Genomic DNA, 26,510 nt, shown 5'->3' with positions numbered 1-26,510 from the left:
AATTGATATATATAATTTAATTTTTTATCAATAAGAACGAAGGTGAAATAATATTAATTTAAATCAAATATTGATTGATAAGAGTGTTTCTTTTTGTATATGATTAGCGCGTAGCCACGTTGGTGGTTGAGATGTGACTTGGTAGACGACTCAATTAGCCACACATTCATCAAAGTTTTGCTGGTTTACATCGATCCTAGGGTAGGCCAGTCTTTTTATAAAAACTGAAGGGAAATTTTATGAAATTTCAAAAAACGCTTTTAGCAGCAAGCTTAGCAGTAGTAGCAGTATCAACAGCGAATGCAGCTGTAGTTCAACAAGTTGCGAACCCTGTTCAAGTGACAGAAAATCTTGTCGATAATAAGTTTGTGAACAGTGATAATTATTTTGTGGATAGTGTTACTGGTCAAAGAATTGATACTTCAAATCTTGTATATGCTCCAGTACACAGTGAATTAGCGACTACTTATAATACTAATACGCAAGGCGATAATAGAATTACGTCTGACTATTTACCGATTCTAGGAAATGTAGTTGATCGCAATAATGATTGGGTTGGTATTGATTTAGGTTCACAGGCAGTTACCGGTGAAGCAGGTAGAGATGATTTTAAATACGACGTATTTAAATATACAAATAAAGATGGCACTACTGTTTACCGTTTGCAACAAGTTGAATCACAACAGTATGTACCTGGTACATTTACGTTGAATGCAAACAATGTGTTAGTTGCTAATAATCAAATTAGTGCTGACGCAATTGAAGATAAATCAGTTTGGTCGCTAGAGCGTGGTGGTCAATTAGAAGGAACTGACTTCACGACAAACACTGGTTATGAAAGTAAAATAGTCAATGGAGAGCATGTACTTTACGGTTATCAAGGTCAAACAGGTAAAATCGCTGGTCTTGCGAATGGTAACATTGTAACACCTACTGCGAATAATCAACCAGTTGACGCTATATTTGATGGCGTTAACGGTGTAGTTTCTAATGATATTCGTTATGTACAGTCTGGTATCATTGCGAATACCGGCGATTATCGAAATGGTATTAATGGTGCAGATCCTTACCTAGACCCAGCTAAAAATATCTATGGTGTAAGTGCACGTGATAATAATAATGTTGTAATGATGACAGGTAATGGTATTGCTTTAGCTGATCTAAGCGTAAACAATGGCAATGGCACATTACAAACTGACGGAAGTGTAGTTGTACGTAGCACTAGTGGTGAAACTTCAGTATCACAAAAAGCTCGTCACTACCAAACTCAGGGTAAAAAACTTGTAGAAGTGTATAATGACGTACCAGGTGCAGAATTTACAACACAATGGTATGAAGTTGTTGCTGGTAAGTTAGTTGCATATACAGGTGAAACTCCAGCAGTTGGTTCGCATAATAAAACTGGTACGGCTAACTTCACAACTGGTACAGTTAACAATGCAGTTGTACATAATACTGTAACAAATAAAAATGTTACTTATAAAGAATCAGTGGTTGCGACTAAAGAAGATCGTATCGATGCAAGTGTAACAACTAGTACTGGTTTAGATACAGAACAATTTGATAAGCAGAACAGTAGCGAATTAGTATCTGAAACTTCTCAACACGTTTCTACCGGTGTAATTGGTAAGAATGGTTCTGAAAATGTTTATGGTACAGAAGTTGTTAAAACTGTGACTAAAGACGGTGAAACAACGACTGCTAAAACTACAATCACTGCTGATTATGTAGATTCTGGTGACTTCCGTATCAATGGCGTAAGTATTGTTGACAACATCAAAGATTCTGTTGACTCTGCAGTTGAAGGTGCTTCAGAAGCAATTGATGCAAAAGTTGCTGAAGTTGACCAAAAAATCGTTGAAGTTGATTCACGTTTAACTCAGTTCAATGGTGTTGCTGCAGGTCTTAATAACCGTGTAGATCAATTGAACGCTCGTGTAGATGACGTTGAGAAAACTGCTTACCGTGGTACAGCAATCGCTTTAGCTGCACAACAAAACGTACCTAACATTGGTGCGGGTCAAACTGCAGTATTTGGTGGTGTAGGTCATTACGAAAGCGAATCTGCTTTTGCATTAGGTCTTGCTACAGTACTTAAAGATGGCCGTACTTCTATCAGTGGTGCACTTGGTGTTGCTGGCGGTAGCGAAGTTGGTGGTCGTCTAGGTGTTGCATACGTATTTGGCGGAAAATAATACTTTCCAAGCTTGATATGTAGAATGTAAAATGCAAAAAATCCCCGCTCTATGCGGGGATTTTTTATAGAGTTAAGTGATGATTTGTTAAGGTATTAATATTAATAACCAAGTAAGCAGAATAATAGCTTGTGCTACAAATTGCGCTGCACTTCCCATATCTTTAGCATTTTTAGAAAGCGGATGTTTATCGAGTGATACACGGTCAACAACAGCTTCAATGGCAGAATTAAACAATTCCACGATTATTGCCAATAAACAAACGGCGATCAGCACAGCTTGTTCAATTCGAGAAATATCTAAGAAAAAGGTAATGGGTATCAAAATCACATTAATCAGAATAATTTGGCGAAAAGCAGCCTCATGTTGAAAAGCCGCTTTAAATCCTGCTAGAGAATAGCCTGTAGCATTGATAATCCGTTTAAGACCTGTTTTACCTTTTAGTGAAGAATAGTCGCTCATATACTTAAACTTTTATAAAATTTCAGGCAAAATAGTACAGTAAATTTAAAATACAATTAAATCGAAAGAATTAATCAAAAACTCACTATAAATAATGTGCAATGAGAGAATTAATGAAAGCCTTATCTTTAGCTTTATTCATGGGTGTGATCACAACACAAACTTTGCAAGCTGAATTGCAGTCGAATGTCGCATCAACAACCATTTCAAGTGCCAATGCATCTGCATCTGCATCTCAGGGGTTTTATCAATACCAATTTGGCAAATATAAAATTGTTGCCTTATTGGATGGTACCAATCAACTCAGTCGTGAACTTTTCAATCAAAATATTGGAAATGAAGAACGTCTAAAATTATTTGATCAATTGGGTATTAAAGGGGCATTGCCGACTTCAATTAACGCTTTTTTAATTGATGATGGTCAATCTGTGATGTTAGTTGACAGTGGAGCTGCAAGTTGTTTTGGTACACACTTGGGAAGTATGGTTAAAAATATTGAAGCTGCGGGATATAAACCTTTTGATATTCAAACCGTATTTTTGACTCATCTACACCCTGATCATGTGTGTGGTATCGCAAAAGAAGGTCTAGCCGTTTTCCCATTGGCAAACCTTTATGTGCATGAAGATGAAGTTCAGTATTGGTTAAATCCAAGTACTTTGACTTCCATACCTGCTGGTTCCCAAGAAAAATTTAAAGCGACGGTTGCTCAAATAGAAAAGGCACTTGCCCCTTATAAGCAAAATAGAACATTTAGAACGTTTAAAGATGGTGCCATTATTAATGGACTGGAAGTTATTCATTCAGCGGGGCACACCCCAGGTCATCGTAGCTTTAAATTGGTGAATGGAAATGAGCAACTTGTTTTCTTAGGGGATGTCGTTCATAGCCATCAGTTACAGTTTGAACAGCCAATGCTTGCTGTAGAGTTTGATGTTGATGCACTCAAAGCAGCTGAAACGCGTAAACGTATGTTCGAGGAATTGGCGCTTAAAAAAGCAGTTGTTGCAGCAGCGCATTTACCATTTCCCGGTATTGGTTATATCGAGAGCAATGGTTATTTGAAATATAAGTGGCATGCGATAAGCTCTCCTGTGACTCCTGTGACTCCTGTGACTCCTGTGACTCCTGTGACTCCTGTGACTCCTGTGACTCCTGTGACTCCTGTGACTCCTGTGACTCCTGTGACTCCTGTGACTCCTGTGACTCCTGTGACTCCTGTGACTCCTGTGACTCCTGTGACTCCTGTGACTCCTACAACTCCGAAACTCGTAGATCCAGAAGAGTTTCGTAAAAAACCAGCGACTATTGTTGTTGTACCCAATGAAATTGCTCCAAAGGAAATTTCACAATGGGTAGATCATCCAGTACAAGTAAAATAATAGTCATGCAATGAAATAAAGGCGCTTAATTTAAAAATTATGCGCCTTTATCTTTGAAGCTTTATTTATTCCAGATCCTATTGATGAACCTATATTATTTGACCGCGTTATTGTCCATGGGTTTCAAATATTGATTCACTGCACGACGTCCTAAAGCAGGATCATCCGTGAAGACACCGTCAACTCCAGCCTTAAAAAAACGTTCAAATTCTTTTAGAGAACCGCTAGAACAGGCTTCTGTTAGGTTTTCACTACATCTTAAATAAGTCGGTAAAAAATTATTTTCAGGTCTTAGAGTATATGGATGCACTTTTAAACCCACAGCATGCGCATCTTTGACAAAACTGGTAGTGGTGTTTTGGTCTGTATTCGAAAAAATATAGGTTTTGCTCGGCCCAACGCCATCTGCGTATTTTGCTACTTCCTTTAAGCCTGATGCTAATGCGATGTCTAGATATTTTTGTGGATTTCCACTTTTAACATAGTCAGCAGGTGCACTATTCGGCGAGTCTAAAAGCTGGATAATTTTTGCATGCTTTAAGCTTTTATGTTGATCAAGCTGATCATTCATGTATTTCAAATTAGCAACTTCAAAAGACTGTAAATAGACCGGAGCAATTTCACGGGTATATGGATACTTTGCTAAAGTTTGCAGTAAAGGATCTTCTAAACCCAAACCAATACTTTGGAAATAAGTCGGATGTTTAGTCTCGATATACAGACCAATAATTTTACCCGTTTTTTTATAATGGTTTTCAGCTAATTCAATAATCTGATCCAGTGTGGGAATTGAATATTGATCATTGTATTGAACATTTTGAGGGCGATATTCTGCAATTCTTTCGCGTGCTTTTATATTTTGATTGAGTTCATTGAGCGTGAAATCTTCAGTAAACCAACCTTTGATCTCATTGCCATCGATAGTTTTAGTTTTTTCACGATCTTTATATTGGCTCAGTGTCTTAACATTGGTTGTACCACCAATTTCATTCTCATGTCGTGCAACCAAGTAACCATCTTTAGTTGCAACTAAATCAGGTTCGATAAAGTCCGCACCATCATCAATGGCTTTTTGATACGCCGCTAAAGTATGCTCAGGTCGAAGCGCGCTTGCCCCACGATGTCCAACAATAATAATTTGGGGTTCAACATAGGATGAGGGTGAGGACGGCTGATTGAATGAATCATGATCGTCATCATGACATGCTGTTAAAAAAGGAAGAATGGCTAAACTGAGCAGCGTTTGGCTCAGCACCTTTGTTGTTGAGAATTGGGATTTTATTAATTTAGGTCTGGTGAGTTGTTGTGTAAAGTGACTCGTTCTCATCGTGACTATCTCACTATTGTTATAAAGTTAAATGACAAATAAAACTGAAAGTTAGAATCCAGCTTTCAAGTGAATCGAGTACAGCATGTGAACTTTGCAAAGTGATGACACTCTCAAATGGGCATGTTCAAAATGTTTGAAGATGGTGACATAAGCTCTCCATGATTTCTTCATAATTGGTTCAAAATTAAAGATTTCTGTTATTAGTTATTGTGTTTTAGACTGTTGTCACAGAAGATCAATGTGATTGTTATATTTTGTATTTATTCTCATTTATCTCGAAACACTTAACCTCGATTACTTAACCTCAATTAATTAATGAACCAATCTGATGCTATCTAAGTTTTTTATTGAACGTCCAATCTTTGCAGGGGTACTTGCCATTATTGTGATGGCGATGGGTATTTTCTCTGTCATGAGTTTACCTGTTGAACGTTATCCTGATATCGCTCCTCCTCGGATCACCGTCTCTGCCACATATACAGGGGCAGATGCAGAAACCGTTGAAGAAAGCGTCACGCAAATGTTGGAGCAGCAGATAAAAGGTATTGATAACCTACTGTATTTTAGTTCAACCAGTAATTCATCGGGTAATGCACGGATCAGTCTGAGTTTTGAAAATGGAACAGATCCAGATACGGCTCAAGTACAAGTTCAAAATAGTATCAATGGGATTTTAAATAGACTACCAGATGATGTACAAAGACAAGGCGTCAATGTTTATAAGTCCTTGGGTGATACCTTTATGGTGGTTGGCTTATATGACACGACCAATAAAAGTAACAATATTGAGCTGTCTGATTATCTGTCGAATCATATTGAGCAGGAAATTGGACGTATTGAAGGGGTGGGTGAGGTTGATGTTTTTGGTTCTCAATATGCGATGCGTATTTGGTTAAATCCCAATTCTTTACGTCAATATCAACTGATGCCAAGTGATGTTCGAGCTGCCATAGAAGCACAGAATACGCAAGTCGCAGCAGGTGGTATTGGGGATTTACCTGTCGTTCAAGACCAATATTTAAATGCCAAAGTGACCGCAGGCTCTCGATTAAAAACGGTCGATGAGTTTAAAAACATCATTGTCAAAGCGACAGCCAATGGTCAATTTGTTTACTTAAAAGATGTCGCACGGGTGGAACTCGGCGCTGAAAATTATCAAGCATTTAATACTATTAATGGTTCACCTTCAGCAGGTTTAGCGGTTTCAATGTCATCTGGTGCAAATGCATTAGAAACTTCAGCATTGATCAAAGCTGAACTGGACAAGATTCGCCAAAAACTGCCCGAAGGCTATGTCATCGTTTATCCACGTGATAACACGCCATTCGTACAAGAATCGATTAAAGAGGTGGTGAAAACACTGATTGAAGCGATCATCCTTGTAATTTTGGTGATGTTCCTGTTTTTACAAAGTTGGCGTGCCACGCTGATTCCTGCTTTAACGGTTCCAATCGTACTATTCGGGACCTTCGCCGTATTATTCGCTGTGGGCATGAGTATTAACACACTCACCTTATTTGCTTTAGTGTTGGCGATTGGATTACTGGTGGATGATGCCATTGTTGTTGTAGAGAATGTAGAGCGGTTAATGCATGAAAAAGGTCTGACAGCCAAGCAAGCATCGATTGAGTCAATGCAAGAAATGACAGGGGCATTGATTGGGATCACCGTAGTCTTGACGGCAGTATTTATTCCGATGGCTTTTTTCACTGGATCTACAGGTGTGATTTATCGACAGTTTTCGATCACGTTAATTGCTGCGATGTCATTGTCCTTACTCGTCGCATTGGTTTTAACGCCTGCATTGTGTGCCATCATTTTAAAACCCAATCCTAAACCTCAACGCTGGGCTGTTTGGTTTAATCAAAAAATGGATGCTTTGAAGCATCATTATTTAAAAGTGGTGAATCGTGCTTTCGGTTTGAAATGGGTGGTCTTTGTTGCTTTTGTTGGTTTGATTGGTGCATTTGGTTTGATCTATAAATCATTACCGACCAGTTTTATTCCAAGTGAAGATCAAGGTTTTATCAGTGTTCAATTCAGCTTGGCTGAAGGGTCACCGATGTCCAAAAGCCGTGTGGTGGGTGAAGAAATTCGTGAATACTTTTTAGATAAAGAACAGGCAAATGTTGATTTAGTACAAATCCGTTATGGACGAAATTTCTCAGGTACGGGTCAAAATTTAGGAACAGGGTTTGTCGCATTAAAACACTGGAATGACCGTCCAGATGCTCAAAATTCAGCAGCTGCCATCCGTGAACGAGCAATGGAACATTTTAAAAATCATCCTAATGCAAGAATCATGATCAGTCTGCCTGGATCAGTCAATGGCTTAGGCAATACCGATGGGATTGAGTTTTGGATTCAAGATTTAAATGGTCAAGGACGAGGATATCTCGATACGCAATTTGGCATACTTGAAGGCAAGGCCTTAAATTTCTCTACTTTTGAAAATCTAGGCAAACGATCAAATCCTGACAAAGCAAAGTTAGAAGTCAATATTGATCAAAAATTAGCAATGGTCAATGGCGTTAGCCAATCAGCAATCAATAGTACCTTGTCTGCGGCATGGGGCGGAAGCTATATCAATGACTTTATTGATCGTGGTCGTATCAAGCGTGTGATGATGCAAGGTGACGCAGAATTCCGTTCTAAGCCTGAGGATCTAAATCAGTGGAGTGTGCGTAATAATTTAAATCAGATGGTGCCATTTGGTAATTTTGCGACAGTGACATGGAGTGGTGGACCCGATGTGGTGAACCGTTTCCAAGGCTATACCGCTTTGCAAATGGAAGCAGATACCGTGAAAGGTGTGAGCTCTGGTGATGCAATGCGCGATATCCAAACCATGGTGAATCAACAAGAAGGTTTAGGTGTGGCTTGGAGTGGTTTGTCTTATCAAGAAAATCAATCCAGTAGTCAGGCAATTTGGCTGTATCTCATCTCCATTGCCTTTATTTTTCTTTGCTTAGCGGCACTTTATGAAAGTTGGTCTATTCCAACGGTCGTCCTCACAGCGATTCCTCTAGGCATTGGCGGAAATATAATCTTTAGTACTTTGGCTGGTTTTCCAAATGATATTTATTTCCAAATCGCCTTGCTGACGACCATGGGTTTATCATGTAAAAATGCCATTTTAATTGTGGAGTTTGCAGCATTAGCCCAAGAGAAAGGTAAAACAGCGATTGCCGCAGCAATTGAAGGGGCAGGCTTACGATTACGTCCAATCTTAATGACCTCTTTAGCATTTGGCGCAGGGATTATTCCCTTGGTGTTTGCCAGTGGTGCAGGTGCAGCAAGTCGTCAAGAAATTGGTGTGAGTGTATTGGGTGGGGTGATTTTTGGAACCGTTTTGGTTCTTCTGTTTATTCCATTTATGTACGTTTTGGTTCGCTCGATCTTTAAGGTAAAACCTCAATCGGAATAAATTTTGAGAGCGATATTGACTGAGCGAGCAGACTTTTAGATCCAGCACTGTTTCTCTTAAAACGCTTAAAATGTTGCTTTCATTTTTTAAAACGGCTAATTCAAATGTGAGTTAGCCTTTTTTTTGAATGGATCATTATGAGGAGTTATGAACCATTTTTTATCGTCGAATACTACTTTTTATCGTCAAATACTACTCACGACTCGTGTCATATTCTAAAAAGCTTTAAGCTAAGCAAATATTGTTGTCGAGCAAAATAATAATGATCAATCTAGAAGAACAATCAAATGCGCTATATCATGCAATTTCCATACAAGATCAAGCGGTTATTCAGGAGATTACTCGGCAGATTAACCCAGCAGATTTGGCAACTTTAAGCAAAAATTTAGAGATATCGCAAAGAGTCTCTTTATTTGAATCAATGCCCAATGCAGCATATGTACTTGAATACTTATCACTGACTGAACAAGCTGATATTGCGAATCATCTTCCGAATCAACGTTTAATTAAGATCATTTCTGACATGCACTCAGACAGTCGGGTTGATCTGATTAAAGTACTCCCATTATCTTTACAGCAATTGATTTATAACGGTTTAGATACAGAAAAACGTGCTGAAATTCAATCCTTAGAAATGTATGCTGAGGAGTCCGCGGGTGCAATCATGAGTTCGGATTTTGTGACCTTGTCACCTGAACTCAATATGCAACAAGCAATTGATCAACTCCGCCATGTCGCATCTGATCGAGAGACCTTGTACCTGATTTATATCACCAATGCATTGCGCCAATTAGAAGGGGTCATTTCACTCAGAGAAATCATCCAAGCAGCCCCTGAAAAATTGATTTCAGATGTTATGAATCGTCATGTCATTACAGGGCAAGTGGATGAAGATCAGGAACAGATTGCCAAAAAACTCAGTCATTATGACTTTATCGCATTACCGATTGTCGATGCTGAAGATCATCTCTTAGGGATTGTCACTTATGATGATGCGATGGATGTTTTACAACAAGAATTCAATGAAGATGCTTTAAAGGGAAGTGCAGTTGAATCCTCTCCAAATATCAGTTTGAAATCTGCGCCTATTTTTTCGCTCTATAAGAAACGTGTGTTTTGGTTGGTGCTCTTGGTTTTTGGAAGTTTATTGTCTGGGATCGGAATTTCACATTATGAAGATATTATTGCTACACATATCGTCTTAGTCTTTTTCTTACCATTGTTGGTCGGCAGTGGGGGAAATGCAGGATCACAGTCAGCCACGCTGATGGTGCGAGCAATTGCAACAGGTGATGCACATTTGAAAGATTGGTTTTATTTGTTAGGGCGTGAAAGTTTGGTTGCACTGTGCTTGGGTGGCACGATGGCATTTGCTGTGTCGATCTTAGGGTATATTCGAGGCGATGAAATGGTGGCATTGGTGCTTGCGATCAGCATGATGGCAATTGTACTTCTAGGTTGTTTAATTGGTATGAGTTTACCTTTTATTTTAAATAAACTCGGACTTGATCCAGCCAGTGCTTCTGCCCCATTGGTCACATCAATCTGTGATGCAACTGGTGTCGTGGTGTATTTATTTATCGCTTCACAGCTCTTGGTGAATTTAGCCTGATGACTAAAATAATTCCCCATTTTTTTAATGCTGTATTTATCGCACTGATTGGATATAGAAGGGGTGAATTGCAGATCCATTAAAATGATAGTGACACTGCATCAGATCAACACTGAACTCGAGCAAAACAGAACAGGAGCAACATAGAACAAGAATTAATTCACGTATAGATCATGATTGTTAATCAAACTCATATTGATTGCACAATAAAAACAAGCTATTACAGATGGATACATACACAGATCACAACACAGATAGAAACTTATGACTTCACCAAAAAAATTATCACAAGCTGAAGTGATCCGCTTAGAACGTGATTTGGCTAAATTTGCCAATATGATGGATTCTGTTGTCCGTATTCCTTTTACCAAGCAAGGAGTGGGTGCAGATGCTGCATTGAGTACTATTCCTATTGCAGGAGACATCGCAGGTTTTGTCCTGACGTGTTACGCCGTAGTAAAAGCCAAACAGATCGGTGTACCACAACATAAATTGAATGGGGTGATCAAATTGGCGGCGATGGATGCAGTGGTCGGTTTTATACCTGTAGCAGGCACTATTTTTGATATTTTTATTCGGCCAAGTCGCAAGGCTTTAGCTGTGGTGCATGATCATATTCGTGAAGAGTACAATGTGCAAACCGATCATCATGTGGTACATCCATTTTTACATGAAAAACTTGAACAGAAACAGCAAGACTCAGCTTTTTGGCGTAATCCTGCTGTGGCTTGGATTTGGATTCATATTCCAGATATTTTAGGCACATTATTTTTAGCGATGTTTGCTTTTGCCATTTGGCTCGGGGCAAGTTGGTTATGGCAATGGTATCAAGGTATAGGTGTTTAAATCTCAGCTAATAATTAACATGCTTAAAAGTTTTTATTAATGTGATCTTCAATATGAAGGATCATTGAGAAAAATTGTCAAAATGGATTGTATCTATACATAAAAAAGCCTCCTTGAAGGAGGCTTTTAAAAACTCATTTTTTATCAATCTTAATGGCAATCAAGCTGGCGAAGTGCAGCGACACGTTGCTCAATAGATGGGTGAGTTTGGAATAGCGCAGCAAGGCTAAATCCTTCTTCACGACCTGCAGAAATTGCAAAAGCTTTCATTTCCTTCGGCATTTGATCAGGCATTTCTGATTCAGCTTGGAGACGCAATAGTGCAGAAATCATCGCTTCTTTACCCGCCAAACGTGCACCCGCTTCATCGGCACGGTATTCACGGTAACGCGAGAACCACATCACGATTGCAGAAGCCAAAATACCAAATACGATATCCAGAACGATGGTGATTAAGAAGTAGCTCCAACCTGGTGCTTCACCTTCTTCACGACCAAATACATTACGGTCAACAAAGTCACCGACGATACGTGCAAAGAACATCACGAAAGCGTTGACTACGCCTTGAACCAGTGCAAGGGTAACCATGTCACCGTTTGCCACGTGACCAATTTCGTGCGCAAGGACAGCACGTAATTCGTCTTTGTTCATACGTTCAAGTAGACCGGTAGACACAGCAACTAATGCATCATTCTTGTTCCAACCTGTTGCGAAAGCATTAGATTGATACGAAGGGAAGATACCCACTTCAGGCATTTTAATCCCTGAACGTTGTGCTAACTGTGCAACCTCATTCAATAACCATGCTTCGGCTTGGTTACGTGGAGCATTTGGATCAATTAACTCTGTACCAGTTGTTTTTTTCGCAATCCATTTAGACATGAACAGAGAGACTAAAGAGCCAACCATACCAAAGACTAAACAGAATACGAGTAAGCTGCCTAAGTTTAGGCCACCTGCGCCATGGTAACTACCGACACCGAAGAGTGACAAAATTATGCCAGCTACCACCAGTACCGCGAGGTTGGTAAGCAAAAACAAACCAATCCGCATCATCGAGAAAATCCTCATTTAAATTAGTAATAATTTGATTTTCAAATCGAAAATCTATGTGTAAATATGCGTTCGAGTGGCTAAAAATTCAAGCGCTAAATTCAAATATAAAACAAAAATTAATTGGAAAAATAGATTTTAGCAGTCGCAGAAGCATTCGCTGTACTATATGAGCCCGCTGGTGCATCGGTAAAGGTGCCATCAGACGCGATAATAATTTGTCGGTTTGAATATTTAGGAGGGGGATTGCTTTGCGAAATGTTTTGACCCGCATGATTTGAAGTGCTTTGACCCGCATGACTTGAAGTACTTTGCCCTGATGCAATCAGAGTACCTTGCGGACTTTGTAGAGTATTAGAAGATGAACGAGTTGAACTTTGAGCAGACGCTTGTGTTGCACCTAAACCATTTGAATATAAATTGTTGAAACGGCTGGTTACACGACGTACGTAGTCTTGAGTTTCTCTAAAGGGAGGAATCCCGCCATACTTTGCTACATTCCCTTCACCTGCGTTGTATCCAGCTAAAGCCAAACTGGTATTGCCATTAAAACGCTTTAATAACCATGCTAAATATTTTGCACCTGCGAAAATATTTTGTTGTGGATCATAGGCATTACTCACATTAAAGCGCTTCGCCGTAGCAGGCATGAGTTGCATCAAGCCTTGTGCACCGACTGGAGAACGTGCATGGATATTAAAGCCAGATTCAGTGTGCATGACCGCTTTAATTAGACCTTCTGAGACACCGTGTGTTTGAGCCGCTTGACGAATATAGTGATCATACGCATTTTTATTTCGATTTTGGCTGGGGAGTACTGAAGCTTCAGAAGTACCCCAGTTACTATAAGCATGAATGTTACTGTCAGGGTAGTAGGTTTTCTTTTCGACTTTGAGTGAATTATAGCGATTCTTTTTATTGGTGAGTAAGGTTGTTCCATTTGAATCTTTAAGTTGATAAATCGTTTCACCTGCGAGAGTAGTAGGTAAAAATTGCGAAATGCTCAAAGCGCTCAACAAAAATGGAAAATGAAAACGCTTAAGTTGTATCGAATATGATTTTTTCATTATTTATAGTTTAAAAATTACGATCCCCAAAGTCATTTTGAGTTTATCAAAGAAAGTTGTATAGAAAAACAATGAATTAATTATTAACAACAGATTTTTCAAAAATCAAGACTTAATTGTTGAGTAAATATCCAAAAAAAATATTTATTTTTATTTAATCTAAGCGACTTGACTTAGTTAAGTTGTTGAATAATATTAAAAATATAAAGTGGTTAAAAAATGATCAATTTAAAGTAGAAGCCCATTTTACCACGGGAAAAGTTTGTCAAGCCCCTAGCCATCCACAATTTTATCCACAGCTTTTGTGGAAAACTGTGGAAAAGTCCAAAATATAAGCGTTGTGATTAAAAAATGAACTGAGCCGTCTATTTTAAATAGGTGAATAAGACAGGAATATGAAAAAAAATGAATAAAGCTTAAAAATAAAAATTCTTTAGATGCGGTTGAGCAGTGAATCAGATAAAATTACGCAGTATTTTTTTTATGGTTAATTTCGTCTATGTACTCGCCAGTTGAGTCCGATCAAGGATTTAATTTTAAACCTGAACCGCCTACGAGTTCTGCATATTATCGCCTATTGAAAAAACTTCGCCGTCAAGTAGGTCATGCGATCCGTGATTATAAGATGATCGAAGAGGGTGATAAGGTCATGGTCTGCGTGTCTGGTGGTAAAGACAGTTACACCATGCTCGATATTTTGTTGCAGTTCAAACGTATCGCACCGATCAATTTTGACGTTGTCGCAGTGAACCTTGACCAAAAGCAACCCGGTTTCCCTGAGGATATCTTGCCACGATATATGGAAGAAAATAACATTCCGTATTATATCTTGGAAAAAGATACCTATAGCATCACGAAGAAGTTGACCCCGGAAGGGAAAACCTATTGTGCCGTATGTTCACGTCTACGTCGTGGCTCATTGTACGGTTTTGCTCAAGAGATTGGCGCGACTAAAGTGGCTTTGGGGCATCATCGTGATGACATCATGGCAACATTCTTCTTGAATCTTTTCCATGGTGGTAGCTTAAAAGCAATGCCGCCTAAATTGTTATCTTCTGACAAAAAGAACATTTTGATTCGTCCTTTGGCTTATGTTGAAGAGAAGGACATTATCAAATATGCAGAAATGCGTAATTTTCCGATCATTCCGTGTAATTTATGTGGTTCGCAGGAAAATCTGCAACGTGCCATCATCAACGACATGTTGCGTGAGTGGGATAAAGCGCATCCTAAGCGCTTGCACAGCATTTTTGGTGCAATGCAGAATGTGTCGCCATCTCAATTGGCAGATCGTGACTTATTTGATTTTGAAGCCTTAGATGCGCAACGTGAACTTGATTTCACGGGTAGTTGCTCAACTGAGGAAGATACAATTCAAAACAAGCGAATTAATATGGTCAATTTAGGCTTTGCAGCAGAATAATATCTGCTGAGTCAGACCATGTTTTGATAAGAAAGGCGCTTTTTAAAAGCGCCTTTTTTTACGTCTTTCAAAAAGGTGATTTTGGATTGTTGCTATAAATAACCCGAATCGCGGATAAGGATTCTTCTTTAAAATCATAATATAAATATAATTTTATGATTGATTTTTAGCGCTATCAGATCAAGGAACAGACTTTTTTATGATCAAAATGATGGATAAGCCTCAAGATGAATGGTCTTATTTTCTTAAGCAGGATTCGGGTTATAAATAAAATTGTACTTTAAATAAAACTGAACTTTCGATTATTTGAATAGACGATGAAACATTAAAAAAATGGATGAAAAAAAGTGAATCTTTTTGAGAAAATGATTTTTTATATCATTTTTTTAAACGGCAAGATATTTTAAATCATTGACTAAAATAGCTTCGAAACCAAATTTAGATTTGTTAATGATTTAATAATAAATTCCGATAAAAATTGAACAGTGAGTACAAAAAAAGGGGTGGATTAATGAAATTTACGTGCTATAACAATAAGCAAGCATTATGCTTCATCATGTGGTTATCTTGGATTGGTAACACAATAAATTGAATAAATATATCGAGGAAAGAACATGCCTGCATTTTTAACTGATGATTGGTTTGCGAATGTTGAAAAATTAACTGCTGAAGCTGGTGACTTAAATCTACCTGCATCATTATCTAACCTAGCATTGAATTTGGTGGTTACTGGTGGTGAAGGAACAACTGAACTTGCATTAGACAGCGGTAAAATCGTAAAGGGCGCTTCTGCAAATGCAAAAACGACATTAACGCTCGATGCTGAAACACTTCGTAAAGTGTTCCTTGAGTTTGATATGGCTGCAGCAATGCAAGCATTTATGACAGGCAAAATCAAAGTACAAGGTGATATGTCTCAATTGATGGCACTTCAAACAGCGAAGCCAAGTCAAGAGCAAAAAGATCTATTCAAAAAAGTACTAGAGCAAACTTCTTAAGTTTTATCTTGATTCTTTTGAATCAAAAAAAGCTTACCCGAGGGTAAGCTTTTTTATTGCATTTAAGAAAGTATCTTAGATCTAATTAGATAAATCCCAATTAAATGCTCTGGAGTTGGGGGGTAGTCTTAATATGCTCTAAATAGGCACGAATACGTGTTACATATTGAACAGCTTGCTTGTAGCGACTGTTACGAGATTGATTGCGATTTAAGTACTCATACACTTCAATCCAATCATGTGGGTTTTTACCTTGAGCGCGTAAACGCTTCATGATTTGATCTGTCGCACCAGGTCCCATGTTATAAGCAATCAAAGCATACCAATAACGATCTTGTAATGGGATTTGCTCATAGCGCGACATCATGAGATCAAAGTATTTTGCACCACCGTGTATACTTTGTGATGGATCTACTCGATTAGAAACACCCATCGCACGGGCAGTACCGTTCGTTAGCATCATAATGCCACGTACACCTGTTGGTGATACTGAGTCTGGCTTAAGATAAGACTCTTGATAACCGACTGCTGCTAGGAAATGCCAATCGAGATTGTATTTTTTTGCAGACTGTTTAAAGCTGGCTTTATAAATCGGCATACGATTACGTAGATCACGTTGAATCGTTTTCCAATCATTTTCCTTCACAACTTTACGGTTGTAGAAAGAAGCCATTTGCTGAATCGAACCATCTTGTTTACTTTGGCATACAAATCCGCTGGCAATGTCTGTCAGAGGATCATCAGCACGTTTGAACACCCAGTTAATGTCGGCATTCAAACCATTTTTGTTCAGACTATTCAAATCACCGCAGGCAGCTGAAAAGCCAGTGAGGTTTTTAGATTCGATGGTGGCGGTTGAGGCCGTGGTCATAGCAAAGTTAGCCTTACCTTGCTGAACCATTTTCAAAGCAGCTTCATTTGAGGAAACTGTTTTAAAATCAAGTTTTACATTCAGACTTTCTGCATAGCTGGTGACTAAGTCATAACCGAAACCATGCTTGAAGTTACCATCTTTAAATACAACCGTAGGATTGGATACAGCAACGACAGTTAATTTATTGCTGTTGACCACTGAGTTGTACTGATTGGTCTTTGTTGCATTGATCGAATGAAATGGAATAAATGCTGTAGCGAGAACCAACGCTTTAAATGTGAGAGAGGAAGTAAAAGAATTAAGGCTAGGCCTAGATCCTGACTGTGAACTACTGTGCATGTTGTCTCCGCTACAAGTAATTTATGCCCAAAAAAAGCAAAAGCGAACCCGCTTTAAAACTTTAATTTAAAGTTGATAAATTCAATAAGGGTGGGCGTCATGAACGTCATTCAAAATGACATGTGGGTGATGAAAAATAAAGAAGAAACCTTCTTTGTATAAAAAGTAAGCAAGCTAAACAATGAGCGCATAATAAACATCGAAATATACATTGTCAAATTTTGTACATGAAAAAAAGAAAATTTGACAATTAACACCATGATAAATATAAGAAATAAAAATTATAAAATGATTGTTTGTGGAAATAGGGTATAAAATATTGCAATGTGTAGCCACTTTGTAAGCAAATTTGCTGAAAAATTAATGAAAAAATCGAACCTGATTACACGTTCTGGACACGATAAGTTGGTCGCAGAATTAAAGCATTTATGGCATGAAGAACGTCCTGAAATCACTCAAAAAGTCAATTGGGCGGCCAGTCTCGGCGATCGTTCTGAAAATGCAGATTATCAATACAACAAGCAAATTTTAAGAAAAATAGATCGCCGTGTTCGCTATTTGGGAAAAAGACTTGAGGAGCTCAGAATTATAGATTTTTCACCTGAACAGGAAGGGAAAGTTTATTTTGGTGCTTGGGTCGAAATAGAAAATGAACAAGGCGAAGTGAAGACTGTGCGTATCGTGGGCATTGATGAAATTTATGATCATCACCCACAACATATCTCGATTGATGCTCCTATGGCACGAGCGATGTTGTCAAAACAAGTCGATGATGAGTTTGAAGTCATTACACCTCTTGGTAAAAAAACCTGGTTCATCAATAGTATTCGATATGAAAAACTCGATAATTCATAAAATCATCCCATATTGAATTAATTTTGAACATTCGCGAATAAAAATGAATAAAAGTATTTGCCAAGCTTGGTTTTTATTTATATGATAGCCGCCATTGGAAGCGTGGCAGAGCGGTTTAATGCACCGGTCTTGAAAACCGACGAGGGCTTATACCCCTCCGTGAGTTCGAATCTCACCGCTTCCGCCAAATACAAAAAACCCTGATCATTGATCAGGGTTTTTTATTTTTAGTTGCTTATTTACAGTCAATTAATTTTCATTGTGATGTGCTAATGAAAATCATGCGAGTATTACAAGCAAGGAGCAGTGAGTGATAGATCAAATTCTTCGATTTTATATTCAAGTTATAGATAAATAGCTTTATAACTTGAATAGTCGACACTGAAATTAGCGAGGTAAATCAAACCAAATCATTTGTGTGTTTTGATTTGCTTTAACACTGGAATCCTCATCAAACATCAGTGCATCGCCTGTTTTTACAATCTGACCTGCAATTTCAACTTCTCCTTCAACCACATGGATATAGTTAAAAGTTTGCGTTTTATTTACATCTAAAGATTGACCTGCTTCTAATACAGCAGTTTTCACCTCAGCATCTTGACGTAAATGCATAGGGGCATTGTCATTTGGACCTGCAATCAAGTGCCACTGATTCGGTATATCTTTAGGATCAAGTTTAATCTGTTGATAGGTTGGGTCGGCATCTTTAATATTGGGAATAATCCAGATTTGAAATAGATGGACATCTTCGTCATATTGATTGATCTCGCTATGGCGAACACCTGTACCCGCACTCATCAACTGCCATTCGCCAGCATTGATATTACCCGCATTACCCATACTGTCTTTATGGGAAATGGCACCTTTAAGCACACAAGTGAGAATTTCCATATTGTCATGTGGATGTGTCCCAAAACCATTATGTGCTGCAATATGATCATCATTAATCACACGTAGCGGGCCAACACCCATCAAGTCAGGGTTATACCAGCTACCAAATGAAAAGCTGTGATGCGTGTTGAGCCAACCTGCTTGAACATGACCACGATCTTCACTGCGGTGTAAATAAGTTGTCATCTCGGTTCTCCAATTCTTAGTATATGTTTAATAAAGCTATCTTAGCTGAGCTTTGATTGAGATGAAATCGAATAAAAGAGACATATTGTTTTATTTATAGGATGATGACTCATTATTTTTTCGAGTGTAATTGAGCTCAATGTTTGATACAAAAAACCCACCCGAAGGTAGGTTTTAATATTCCGTTGAAACCAGCTTCGATTACTCTAGGAAACGAACCGTCACGCCAGATTTCACTTTTTTACCTAAATCATTTGCATCCCAGTTGGTTAAGCGAATACAGCCATGGGAAGCAGTTTTAGAAATAGTCGATGGGTTTGGTGTGCCGTGAATACCAAATGATTTTTTACTCAAACCAATCCAAATATTACCCACTGGACCATTTGGGCCTGGTGGTAAAGATAATGGTTTTAAGTTTTTACCTTGTACGAAGTTACTTGGTGAATAGCTATACCATGGATTTGGTGCTACACCTGTTATTTTATACGTACCTGTAGGTGATGGTGTGTCTGAGCTACCAATCGTTGCAGGGAATGATCCCACCATTTGGTTTTGCGCATTAAACAGGTACAACTGTTTTGCACCTTTATGTGCAACGATCAAATGAATGTTCTCTGGTAATTCATTGCGAATATTCGTCACAATGATTTTTTCACCCACTTTGTTAAATGTTGCTTTTGGATTCAGTTTCTTCAAGAAACCTTCATCCATGTGAAATTTTTCACCCAACATTTCACTAACACGTGTGTAATACAATCCTTTCATTTTGGATTGTAATGCATAGTCATGTGGAATTGATTTCGCATATGGACCTTTTAAATCCGCGGCAGTAATGGTGTATTCCACATAAGCAGGTTTACCCGCTTGACGTGCAACCAAAGCATCCCAAGTTTCTTGCGTCAATACGCCAGTGGCTTTGATTCCATTCATCTGTTGGAAAGAAGCAATGGCTTTCAGCGTATTTTTACCGCTTGTACCATCAATTGCACCTGGAGAAGCGTGTGCATTGTTCAACATCACGTGAGCACGTGCATAAACAGGGAATTGACCTTTACCAATATTATCTGACCACGATGCGTTATTTAAACCATCGAGTGTCCATGAGGCTTTCGCTGCAGAACTGGTTGCTTCAGAAGAAGCAGTAGTATCAGGTGTAAAGGTTGTTGCAGTTGATGCTGGAGCAGCACCAATATCAGCTGTCGTATCTTCAGTACTTTCTAAGTTTTGTAATGTTGAAGCAGCTTGATTCAAATCTTTTTGTTCTTGCTGAGAAATTTGAGCTTCACCGCCCTGTGTACCTGCAGATGAATCAACAGCTAAAGGATCAATCGGATCTTGGATAGCAGCAACTTGATTCACTTTTTTTGGTGCTAGGGGTTGTTCCGCATTTGTATTTGCGGCAAATGCCGTACCTGACAAAATACAACTCAGACTCAAAGCAAGGATTGAGCGAACGAACATGTAATTCAACCTTAAGAATTATTCATTTAGAATTTTAAAAAACCTGTCAAAGTATTGCAGAAAAAATAACGTTATGCAGTAATTGTTTTGTTTAAAATCACATTTTTTAGATCGTGATCATCATGATTTTTAATCTTGGGAATCGTTCCAGTCACACCCTTTTTTGGTATGATGAATGAAAATTAACTTTTGCATTGGAAAAGTAAATGACGACCCTAAAGAATGATCGTTTTCTACGTGCTTTATTACGTGAACCTGTAGATTGCACGCCAGTATGGATGATGCGCCAAGCAGGCCGTTATTTACCTGAATATCGTGCGACACGAGCAACTGCGGGTGATTTTCTTTCACTGTGCAAAAACCAAGATTTTGCGTGTGAAGTGACTTTACAACCACTGCGCCGTTACGATCTTGATGCTGCGATTTTATTTTCTGATATTTTGACTGTGCCCGATGCATTAGGTCTAGGCTTATATTTTGAAACGGGTGAAGGACCAAAATTCCATAAAACGATTCGCACAGAGCAAGATGTCGCAAACTTACCTAAGTTTGATGCCAAGTCCGATTTGGATTATGTGATGCGTGCAGTGAGTACGATTCGTTCTGCATTGGGTGGTCAAGTACCACTCATTGGTTTCTCTGGCAGTCCATGGACACTTGCAACTTACATGATTGAAGGCGGGTCAAGCAAAGACTTCCGTTTCACGAAGCAAATGATGTACTCGCAGCCTGAAGTGTTGCATGCGCTTTTAGATCGATTAGCAGATGCCGTCATTGATTATTTGAATGCGCAGATTGATGCAGGGGCTCAAGCGGTTCAAATTTTTGATAGTTGGGGTGGGGCGCTTGCACACCGTGAATACTTAGAATTTTCGCTTAAATACATGCAAAAAATTGTTGCAGGTTTAAAACGTGAAAATGAAGGACGAAAAGTACCTGTCATTTTATTCACTAAAGGTGGTGGTCAGTGGTTAGAGCCAATGATTGCGACAGGTGCAGATGCATTTGGTTTAGATTGGACAACGCCGTTAAATGTAGCGCGTCAAACCGTAAATGGTCGTGCCGCACTGCAAGGTAACCTTGATCCTGCAACGTTGTATGGCTCGCCGGCAAGTATTGAAAAAGCAGTAAAGTTAATGCTTGATGATGCTTATGCCAATGGTGAAAAAACCGGTTATGTGGCAAATCTTGGACATGGCATTACTCAATGGGTAGATCCTGAACATCCCAAAGCTTTCATTGATACGGTGCATGAATACAGCGCAAAATATCTATAATAAATCCCTTAAAATTGAGTACTATATAGAGGTACCCAATTTTAGAAAATCGATAATGATCTTTTTAAAAGGAATTTTAGAGTTCATCCGTAAGGCAGCCTTCGCTGCCTTATTTGGTATTTTATTACTTATTGCATTTGCAGTGACCGCACCAATGGGTAGTCAGGAATATTGGGGTTTTTTTCGTTATGATTATTTGTTGTTCTATGCACTCATTATTCAAATTTGTTTAATCTATACCAAGCTTGAATCTTGGGCTGAAGCAAAAGTGATTGCGCTGTTCCATATATTGGCGATGATTATGGAGATTTTCCTCACTCATCCGCAGATCGCTTCATGGGTCTATCCCCAACCCGCTCTATTCAAAATCATGACTGTGCCGCTTTTTGCAGGCTTTATGTACTCTGCTGTCGGGAGCTTCTTTGCACGTTGTTTAAGATTATATAAGGTTTCTTTTACTCAGTTACCTACTTTTGCAATGATGCTGACCTTATCAGTCCTTGCTTATATTAACTTCATGTCGAAATTTTTTATCCATGATTTTAGATATCTATTGTTTTTGTGGAGTATTTTGATTTTTTGGAATACCAAAATTCACTTTGAACTTCAACAATACAAAGTCAGGCTGCCGATGTTGCCCATTTTGTTGGTGTTGGCCTTTATTATTTGGGTGGCGGAAAACATCAGTACTTTTTATCAGATTTGGCTTTATCCGTCACAGCAAGATGGTTGGCATATGGTGGGGTGGGGGAAACTCGGTTCATGGTATTTATTGTTGTTATTGAGCTTAGTGTTGGTGCTCAAAATCCTCGGTACGCGTGAAAAAGATGGAGCATGGAAAATAAAAGATAAATAAGATGAGTGATTTAAAAAATAATCATCAAAAATGAATGATTTTGTTTTGCGTTATCAAAAAGATAACGTTATCTTAGCTGAATGCTAATTAAGCATTAATAATGAAATAAAATATTCTAAAATTGATAACTCTGGAGAACTATTATGTTAAAAAAAATCGCTTTAGCTGCTGTTTTGGCTGTAGGTTCAACTGCTGCATTTGCTGATAAAGATGTAGGTTGTGGTATCGGTTCTCAGGTGTGGGCTGGTCAATCTGGTAAAGTGCCTAAAATTTTAGCTGCAACAACGAATGGTTTGTTTGCTAACCAATTGTTTGGTATTACTTTTGGTACTTTAGGTTGTAGCGGTACAGGTACGGTTACTGCTCAGGCTGTGACTTTTACCAATGAAAACGCTGAAACGCTTGCACGTGATATGGCTGTTGGTCAAGGCGAAAGCTTGAATGTTTTAGCTTCACTTCTTAATATTAAAGCTGAAGACAAAGCACGTTTCTTCGCTGTATCTAAGCAAAATTTCTCTGAAATCTATTCAGCTGACAACAAAGATTCTTTACAAGTATTGGCTTCTTTACAGTCAGTGATGGCGAAAGACGAAGTATTGAAAGCTTACGTTTAATACTTGATTTAAACCCTGTCACATGACGGGGTTTTTTCTATCTAAAATTATTAAACCTTAAAAAGGTTATATCAAAATTTCAGCCATCCGATTGAATAGATTTGCATGATCAAACAAAAGTTATCTCTTATTTTACTTAGTCTTTGTGTATTGACGCCTCAAATTGTATTTTCAGAAATGATTGAGCATCCAAATTCTTCACTCAATAGTAACCTCGCTGATCACACACAAAAATATATTATAAAAGCAGATGCATTGAATCTAGAAAATCATCAAACATGGCAAGGGCTGATGTATGTTGATCCTAAAAATCAGCAAAGTGACATCAGGTATAAGGGCTACTTTTTTTCTGATTTAAGTTCATTTAATTTAAAACAAGAACTACACGCGAATATTCAACAACTTTTTCTAACGACAGATGCAAATCAATCCATTCGATGTCGTTTTCCTGCGAGAAGCGATTGGCTCATACAACAACTATCGATTCAAGAAAATGAATTACCACAAGTGCAATGCCCTGAGTTAGAGGAATGGCTCGGGCAGATCAAGCCTCACAAAGCCACATTAATCTACGCAACAGATTTTATGGGTAATCCAAGCTCCATGTTTGGGCATACTTTATTGCGGTTAGATCCTAAGGATCAGCAAGAATTAAATTTAGTCTCGTATGCTGTAAATTACGCGGCAACAGTCACCAGTGGTGATGATTTGGCTTTTGCATGGAAAGGTTTAACAGGACAATATCCGGGCGAGTACTCGTTGATGCCATATTATCGAAAGGTAAAGGAATATGGTGATTTTGAAAGTCGTGATTTATGGGAATATGAACTGGCACTGAATCCTGAAGAAACCTCATTTTTAGTTAAACATATTTGGGAAATGAAGCATGTCACTTTCCCTTATTATTTTGTCAGTGATAATTGTGCCTATCGACTCTTGGGTTTAATTGATCTCGTGAGACCTGAGGCAAATTTGACGGAAAAATTCAAAGTTGCAGCAATTCCCATTGAAACCATTAAAGCTGTACAACAACAAGGGTTAATTAAAGATACAGTTTATCGCCCAGCTTTAGAGACGCAATTGTTGGCACAAGCTAAGCGACATGGATATGATTTGGCGAAAGTGGCACATCAAGTTGGATTTACTGAACCTGAACTGATGTCCGAATCTTTGGATAAATACTCGGTATTAGATCAAGCTAAGATTCTAGAAATGGCGTATGACGATTTATATCTACATTTTATTGGGCTTAAAGTAGAGGAGTCTTTTGCGCAACCTAGACTGAGGACGTTGTTGCAATTGAGAAGTCGTAGTACGGCAGACAAACAAAGAGCGAATCCTGAACAGCCTAAAACAGATCCATCGGCATCACATAAAGCTCGCCAATTATCATTTCAAGCAGGCGAAGTTCAGGGTCAGAAATATGTGGAGTTGGGTCATCGTCAGGCTTATCACGATTTAATCGATCCTCAAGGTGGGTTTCGTACAGGAACTCAGTTGATGTTCTGGGATGGATCAATTCAGTATCGTGATGATAAATTGAAATTTAATCATTTTGATTTTCTGAGTGTGAATTCTTATAACCCCATCACGCCATTTAAAATGCCACTCAGTTGGGGCTTTAATTTGGGCTGGCAACAAGAGGCATTGGATGCCGATGGGCAGTTTAGTGAATTCGAGCAGCACGGTGTTGCAAGCTTTAAAACACAGTTTGGCTACACGATGGCGGATCAAGATCGCCAGCATCTATGTTATGCACAAATTCAGAATCAGGTCCAAGCATCGAAAGCACTAGATCAAGGTTGGCGAATTGGGGTGGGGCCAACCCTAGGCTGTCAAAATATTTGGTCAGATCAAGTGAATTCCTTGGTACAAGTTGAATTGCCGTATTGGGAAGACCGTCATCAATGGAATTTAAAGCTCAAGACGCATCTTCAATATGTTTTAAATCAGCAAAATGCATTAAGACTCGGTTGGGAATATCAATTGCAAAAAGGTCTAGATTGGGATAAATGGAGTTTGGGTTACGTCAAATTCTTCTAAGTTAAAACAGTACGGATAATGAAACAATTAACTATAAGTAATTACTGCCCCTCAATTAAGCAATGAAACATATTTGGACCATTGCTTTTAATTTGCTTATACGACTCGAAAATCAGCATCACTTTTAGCATAATATAAGTATTACTAATTATTTATATCATGTTTTATTATGAATGAGTTGTTGTCGGCTTTTATTGGCGGTGCCCTACTTGGTTTGTCGGTCATTGGTTATTTGTATGTGCATGGTCGAATTGCAGGGATTAGTGGTTTAATCGGTCAAATCTTAAATCCAAAGACAATCTTCAAAACGCCTGCATTGTGGTTTATTCTGGGTATTTTAATCGTCCCATTTTTCTTTCAAACTCAACTTAGTCAATCTGTCGAATTAAATGCTACGCCGTGGTTGATGGTGATGGCAGGTTTAATTGTCGGTATAGGAACTCGAATGGGTTCGGGGTGTACCAGTGGTCATGGTATATGCGGAATTAGTCGTCTATCCAAACGTTCGTTGATTGCGACAGCTTGTTTTATGTTGACAGGAGCGTTCACTGTATTTGTGATGCGTCATGTGTTGGGAGCAAATGGATGAAAAATTTAGTTGCCTTTGGATTGGGTGGATTATTTTCATTGGGCTTGATGTTGTCTGGTATGGCAAATCCTGAAAAAGTATTGAACTTCTTAGATGTTTTTGGTGCATGGGACCCATGTCTTGCATTGGTGATGGCAGGTGCGATTGCTGTCGCATTTATACCGTTCCAAAAAGTGCTTCGACATCCTGAAACGAAGACTATTTATGGTGAAAAAATTCAATTACCCACCAAGCAAAACATCGATAAAAAACTCGTTTTAGGAAGCGCTTTATTTGGTATAGGTTGGGGCATAGCAGGGATTTGTCCAGCGCCAAGTTTAACCTTGATTGGTCTAGGTCATTATCAAGCACTGTACTTTATCTTTGCTATGTTTCTAGGCATATGGGTTTATGACTTTTTAAGCGCTAAGTTCATAAAGCAGAGCTAACGAGAGCATATAAATGAATAAGAACTTTGATAAATATATGTCTGTTTCATTTGATCAGCCACCAATGAATATGCAAATGCAATCCTTCTTTGATGACGCAACTTATACATTTCGTTATGTGGTTGCAGATACGGAAATAGGGTAATGTGCAATTATTGATAGTGTATTGAACTATGATGCAGCTTCGGTCATTACTCAAACCACATGAGCTGATCAAATCGCGGGTTATATTCAGCACAATACATTGCAGGTTCAATGCTCATGCAGATCATTTGAGTGCAGCACAACGCGATTCAATTTAA

General features: G+C 38.6%; 21 protein-coding genes and 1 tRNA gene. 15 read left to right on the top strand and 7 right to left on the bottom strand.

Annotation, left to right across the window (positions count from 1 at the left end; translation table 11 throughout):
* Positions 1–239: 239 nt before the first annotated feature.
* The gene (locus AC5YCE_RS00905; RefSeq protein WP_496170464.1) at positions 240–2,195 is read left to right on the top strand and encodes a YadA-like family protein; all 1,956 of its coding nucleotides are present in this window, start codon (positions 240–242) and stop codon (positions 2,193–2,195) included.
* 87 nt (positions 2,196–2,282) lie between these two features.
* Here the strand turns inward: AC5YCE_RS00905 and AC5YCE_RS00900 are convergent, their stop codons facing one another.
* The gene (locus AC5YCE_RS00900; RefSeq protein ID WP_496170462.1) at positions 2,283–2,657 is read right to left on the bottom strand and encodes a diacylglycerol kinase; all 375 of its coding nucleotides are present in this window, start codon (positions 2,655–2,657) and stop codon (positions 2,283–2,285) included.
* Positions 2,658–2,770: 113 nt separating this feature from the next.
* Here AC5YCE_RS00900 and AC5YCE_RS00895 point away from each other — a divergent pair, with 113 nt between their 5' ends.
* Complete coding sequence (locus AC5YCE_RS00895; protein WP_496170460.1) at positions 2,771–4,039, top strand: MBL fold metallo-hydrolase; 1,269 nt, start codon at positions 2,771–2,773, stop codon at positions 4,037–4,039.
* A gap of 94 nt (positions 4,040–4,133) precedes the next feature.
* On the opposite strand, the gene AC5YCE_RS00890 is transcribed toward AC5YCE_RS00895, so the two are convergent.
* Positions 4,134–5,294: a glycerophosphodiester phosphodiesterase gene (locus AC5YCE_RS00890; protein WP_496170478.1), complete on the bottom strand. Its 1,161-nt coding sequence runs from the start codon at positions 5,292–5,294 to the stop codon at positions 4,134–4,136.
* Positions 5,295–5,697: 403 nt separating this feature from the next.
* Here AC5YCE_RS00890 and AC5YCE_RS00885 point away from each other — a divergent pair, with 403 nt between their 5' ends.
* The 3 genes from AC5YCE_RS00885 (at position 5,698) to AC5YCE_RS00875 (ending at position 11,254) form a co-directional block, all read left to right on the top strand.
* Positions 5,698–8,796 carry a multidrug efflux RND transporter permease subunit gene (locus AC5YCE_RS00885; protein WP_496125051.1) on the top strand — a complete coding sequence of 1,033 codons (3,099 nt, stop codon included), beginning with the start codon at positions 5,698–5,700 and terminating at the stop codon, positions 8,794–8,796.
* A gap of 262 nt (positions 8,797–9,058) precedes the next feature.
* Positions 9,059–10,408, top strand: coding sequence for a magnesium transporter (gene mgtE, locus AC5YCE_RS00880; protein WP_496170458.1), 1,350 nt, complete (start codon positions 9,059–9,061; stop codon positions 10,406–10,408).
* Positions 10,409–10,672: 264 nt separating this feature from the next.
* Positions 10,673–11,254 (top strand): DUF4112 domain-containing protein, encoded by a 582-nt coding sequence (locus AC5YCE_RS00875; protein WP_496170456.1) that lies wholly within the window; start codon positions 10,673–10,675, stop codon positions 11,252–11,254.
* 150 nt (positions 11,255–11,404) lie between these two features.
* Here AC5YCE_RS00875 and htpX read toward each other — a convergent pair whose 3' ends face one another.
* Positions 11,405–12,310 carry a protease HtpX gene (gene htpX, locus AC5YCE_RS00870; protein ID WP_496125048.1) on the bottom strand — a complete coding sequence of 302 codons (906 nt, stop codon included), beginning with the start codon at positions 12,308–12,310 and terminating at the stop codon, positions 11,405–11,407.
* 116 nt (positions 12,311–12,426) lie between these two features.
* On the bottom strand, positions 12,427–13,326 hold the full coding sequence (locus AC5YCE_RS00865) for a lytic transglycosylase domain-containing protein (RefSeq protein WP_496170476.1): 900 nt from the start codon (positions 13,324–13,326) through the stop codon (positions 12,427–12,429).
* Between the two features lie 547 nt (positions 13,327–13,873).
* Between AC5YCE_RS00865 and ttcA the strand changes: the two genes are divergently transcribed.
* Both ttcA and AC5YCE_RS00855 read left to right on the top strand, forming a co-directional pair.
* The gene (gene ttcA / locus AC5YCE_RS00860) at positions 13,874–14,797 is read left to right on the top strand and encodes a tRNA 2-thiocytidine(32) synthetase TtcA (RefSeq protein WP_496125047.1); all 924 of its coding nucleotides are present in this window, start codon (positions 13,874–13,876) and stop codon (positions 14,795–14,797) included.
* A 614-nt stretch (positions 14,798–15,411) separates the two neighbouring features.
* A complete protein-coding gene (locus AC5YCE_RS00855) occupies positions 15,412–15,795 on the top strand; it encodes an SCP2 sterol-binding domain-containing protein (protein ID WP_496125046.1) in 384 nt (127 codons plus the stop codon).
* A 100-nt stretch (positions 15,796–15,895) separates the two neighbouring features.
* Here the strand turns inward: AC5YCE_RS00855 and AC5YCE_RS00850 are convergent, their stop codons facing one another.
* A complete protein-coding gene (locus tag AC5YCE_RS00850) occupies positions 15,896–17,008 on the bottom strand; it encodes a transglycosylase SLT domain-containing protein (RefSeq protein WP_496170454.1) in 1,113 nt (370 codons plus the stop codon).
* A 363-nt stretch (positions 17,009–17,371) separates the two neighbouring features.
* On the opposite strand from AC5YCE_RS00850, the gene greB reads away from it, so the two are divergent.
* A complete protein-coding gene (greB, locus tag AC5YCE_RS00845) occupies positions 17,372–17,863 on the top strand; it encodes a transcription elongation factor GreB (protein WP_496125044.1) in 492 nt (163 codons plus the stop codon).
* A gap of 96 nt (positions 17,864–17,959) precedes the next feature.
* A tRNA-Ser gene (locus AC5YCE_RS00840) sits at positions 17,960–18,050 on the top strand.
* A gap of 200 nt (positions 18,051–18,250) precedes the next feature.
* On the opposite strand, the gene AC5YCE_RS00835 is transcribed toward AC5YCE_RS00840, so the two are convergent.
* Both AC5YCE_RS00835 and AC5YCE_RS00830 read right to left on the bottom strand, forming a co-directional pair.
* A complete protein-coding gene (locus AC5YCE_RS00835) occupies positions 18,251–18,940 on the bottom strand; it encodes a pirin family protein (RefSeq protein ID WP_496170452.1) in 690 nt (229 codons plus the stop codon).
* Between the two features lie 201 nt (positions 18,941–19,141).
* Positions 19,142–20,401, bottom strand: a complete 1,260-nt coding sequence (locus AC5YCE_RS00830) for a L,D-transpeptidase family protein (RefSeq protein WP_496125042.1) — start codon at positions 20,399–20,401, stop codon at positions 19,142–19,144.
* A 206-nt stretch (positions 20,402–20,607) separates the two neighbouring features.
* Between AC5YCE_RS00830 and hemE the strand changes: the two genes are divergently transcribed.
* The 6 genes from hemE (at position 20,608) to AC5YCE_RS00800 (ending at position 26,208) form a co-directional block, all read left to right on the top strand.
* The gene (gene hemE, locus AC5YCE_RS00825; protein WP_496125041.1) at positions 20,608–21,678 is read left to right on the top strand and encodes a uroporphyrinogen decarboxylase; all 1,071 of its coding nucleotides are present in this window, start codon (positions 20,608–20,610) and stop codon (positions 21,676–21,678) included.
* 55 nt (positions 21,679–21,733) lie between these two features.
* The gene (locus AC5YCE_RS00820; protein WP_496170450.1) at positions 21,734–22,534 is read left to right on the top strand and encodes a DUF817 family protein; all 801 of its coding nucleotides are present in this window, start codon (positions 21,734–21,736) and stop codon (positions 22,532–22,534) included.
* 143 nt (positions 22,535–22,677) lie between these two features.
* Positions 22,678–23,148 (top strand): DUF3015 family protein, encoded by a 471-nt coding sequence (locus tag AC5YCE_RS00815; protein ID WP_496170448.1) that lies wholly within the window; start codon positions 22,678–22,680, stop codon positions 23,146–23,148.
* A gap of 177 nt (positions 23,149–23,325) precedes the next feature.
* On the top strand, positions 23,326–25,191 hold the full coding sequence (locus tag AC5YCE_RS00810) for an Lnb N-terminal periplasmic domain-containing protein (protein WP_496170474.1): 1,866 nt from the start codon (positions 23,326–23,328) through the stop codon (positions 25,189–25,191).
* A 169-nt stretch (positions 25,192–25,360) separates the two neighbouring features.
* Positions 25,361–25,780, top strand: a complete 420-nt coding sequence (locus AC5YCE_RS00805; RefSeq protein ID WP_496170446.1) for a YeeE/YedE family protein — start codon at positions 25,361–25,363, stop codon at positions 25,778–25,780.
* Positions 25,777–26,208, top strand: a complete 432-nt coding sequence (locus tag AC5YCE_RS00800) for a DUF6691 family protein (protein ID WP_496170444.1) — start codon at positions 25,777–25,779, stop codon at positions 26,206–26,208. The genes AC5YCE_RS00805 and AC5YCE_RS00800 overlap by 4 nt, the downstream gene beginning before the upstream one ends.
* Positions 26,209–26,510: the final 302 nt, after the last annotated feature.

This window comes from Acinetobacter sp. CY79 (genome assembly GCF_059515845.1).
This window is presented reverse-complemented; position numbering and strand designations above follow the sequence as displayed.

What these genes read in the sequence shown, in the direction of transcription:
- AC5YCE_RS00850 (WP_496170454.1), bottom strand. Translation starts at nt 17,008, where the DNA reads ATGCACAGTAGTTCACAGTCAGGATCTAGGCCTAGCCTTAATTCTTTT.
- AC5YCE_RS00885 (WP_496125051.1), top strand. Translation starts at nt 5,698, where the DNA reads ATGCTATCTAAGTTTTTTATTGAACGTCCAATCTTTGCAGGGGTACTT.
- AC5YCE_RS00900 (WP_496170462.1), bottom strand. Translation starts at nt 2,657, where the DNA reads ATGAGCGACTATTCTTCACTAAAAGGTAAAACAGGTCTTAAACGGATT.
- AC5YCE_RS00905 (WP_496170464.1), top strand. Translation starts at nt 240, where the DNA reads ATGAAATTTCAAAAAACGCTTTTAGCAGCAAGCTTAGCAGTAGTAGCA.
- AC5YCE_RS00800 (WP_496170444.1), top strand. Translation starts at nt 25,777, where the DNA reads ATGAAAAATTTAGTTGCCTTTGGATTGGGTGGATTATTTTCATTGGGC.
- AC5YCE_RS00815 (WP_496170448.1), top strand. Translation starts at nt 22,678, where the DNA reads ATGTTAAAAAAAATCGCTTTAGCTGCTGTTTTGGCTGTAGGTTCAACT.
- AC5YCE_RS00855 (WP_496125046.1), top strand. Translation starts at nt 15,412, where the DNA reads ATGCCTGCATTTTTAACTGATGATTGGTTTGCGAATGTTGAAAAATTA.
- AC5YCE_RS00835 (WP_496170452.1), bottom strand. Translation starts at nt 18,940, where the DNA reads ATGACAACTTATTTACACCGCAGTGAAGATCGTGGTCATGTTCAAGCA.
- AC5YCE_RS00895 (WP_496170460.1), top strand. Translation starts at nt 2,771, where the DNA reads ATGAAAGCCTTATCTTTAGCTTTATTCATGGGTGTGATCACAACACAA.
- AC5YCE_RS00810 (WP_496170474.1), top strand. Translation starts at nt 23,326, where the DNA reads ATGATTGAGCATCCAAATTCTTCACTCAATAGTAACCTCGCTGATCAC.
- mgtE (WP_496170458.1), top strand. Translation starts at nt 9,059, where the DNA reads ATGATCAATCTAGAAGAACAATCAAATGCGCTATATCATGCAATTTCC.
- greB (WP_496125044.1), top strand. Translation starts at nt 17,372, where the DNA reads ATGAAAAAATCGAACCTGATTACACGTTCTGGACACGATAAGTTGGTC.
- AC5YCE_RS00875 (WP_496170456.1), top strand. Translation starts at nt 10,673, where the DNA reads ATGACTTCACCAAAAAAATTATCACAAGCTGAAGTGATCCGCTTAGAA.
- AC5YCE_RS00830 (WP_496125042.1), bottom strand. Translation starts at nt 20,401, where the DNA reads ATGTTCGTTCGCTCAATCCTTGCTTTGAGTCTGAGTTGTATTTTGTCA.
- hemE (WP_496125041.1), top strand. Translation starts at nt 20,608, where the DNA reads ATGACGACCCTAAAGAATGATCGTTTTCTACGTGCTTTATTACGTGAA.
- htpX (WP_496125048.1), bottom strand. Translation starts at nt 12,310, where the DNA reads ATGATGCGGATTGGTTTGTTTTTGCTTACCAACCTCGCGGTACTGGTG.
- AC5YCE_RS00820 (WP_496170450.1), top strand. Translation starts at nt 21,734, where the DNA reads ATGATCTTTTTAAAAGGAATTTTAGAGTTCATCCGTAAGGCAGCCTTC.
- AC5YCE_RS00805 (WP_496170446.1), top strand. Translation starts at nt 25,361, where the DNA reads ATGAATGAGTTGTTGTCGGCTTTTATTGGCGGTGCCCTACTTGGTTTG.
- ttcA (WP_496125047.1), top strand. Translation starts at nt 13,874, where the DNA reads ATGTACTCGCCAGTTGAGTCCGATCAAGGATTTAATTTTAAACCTGAA.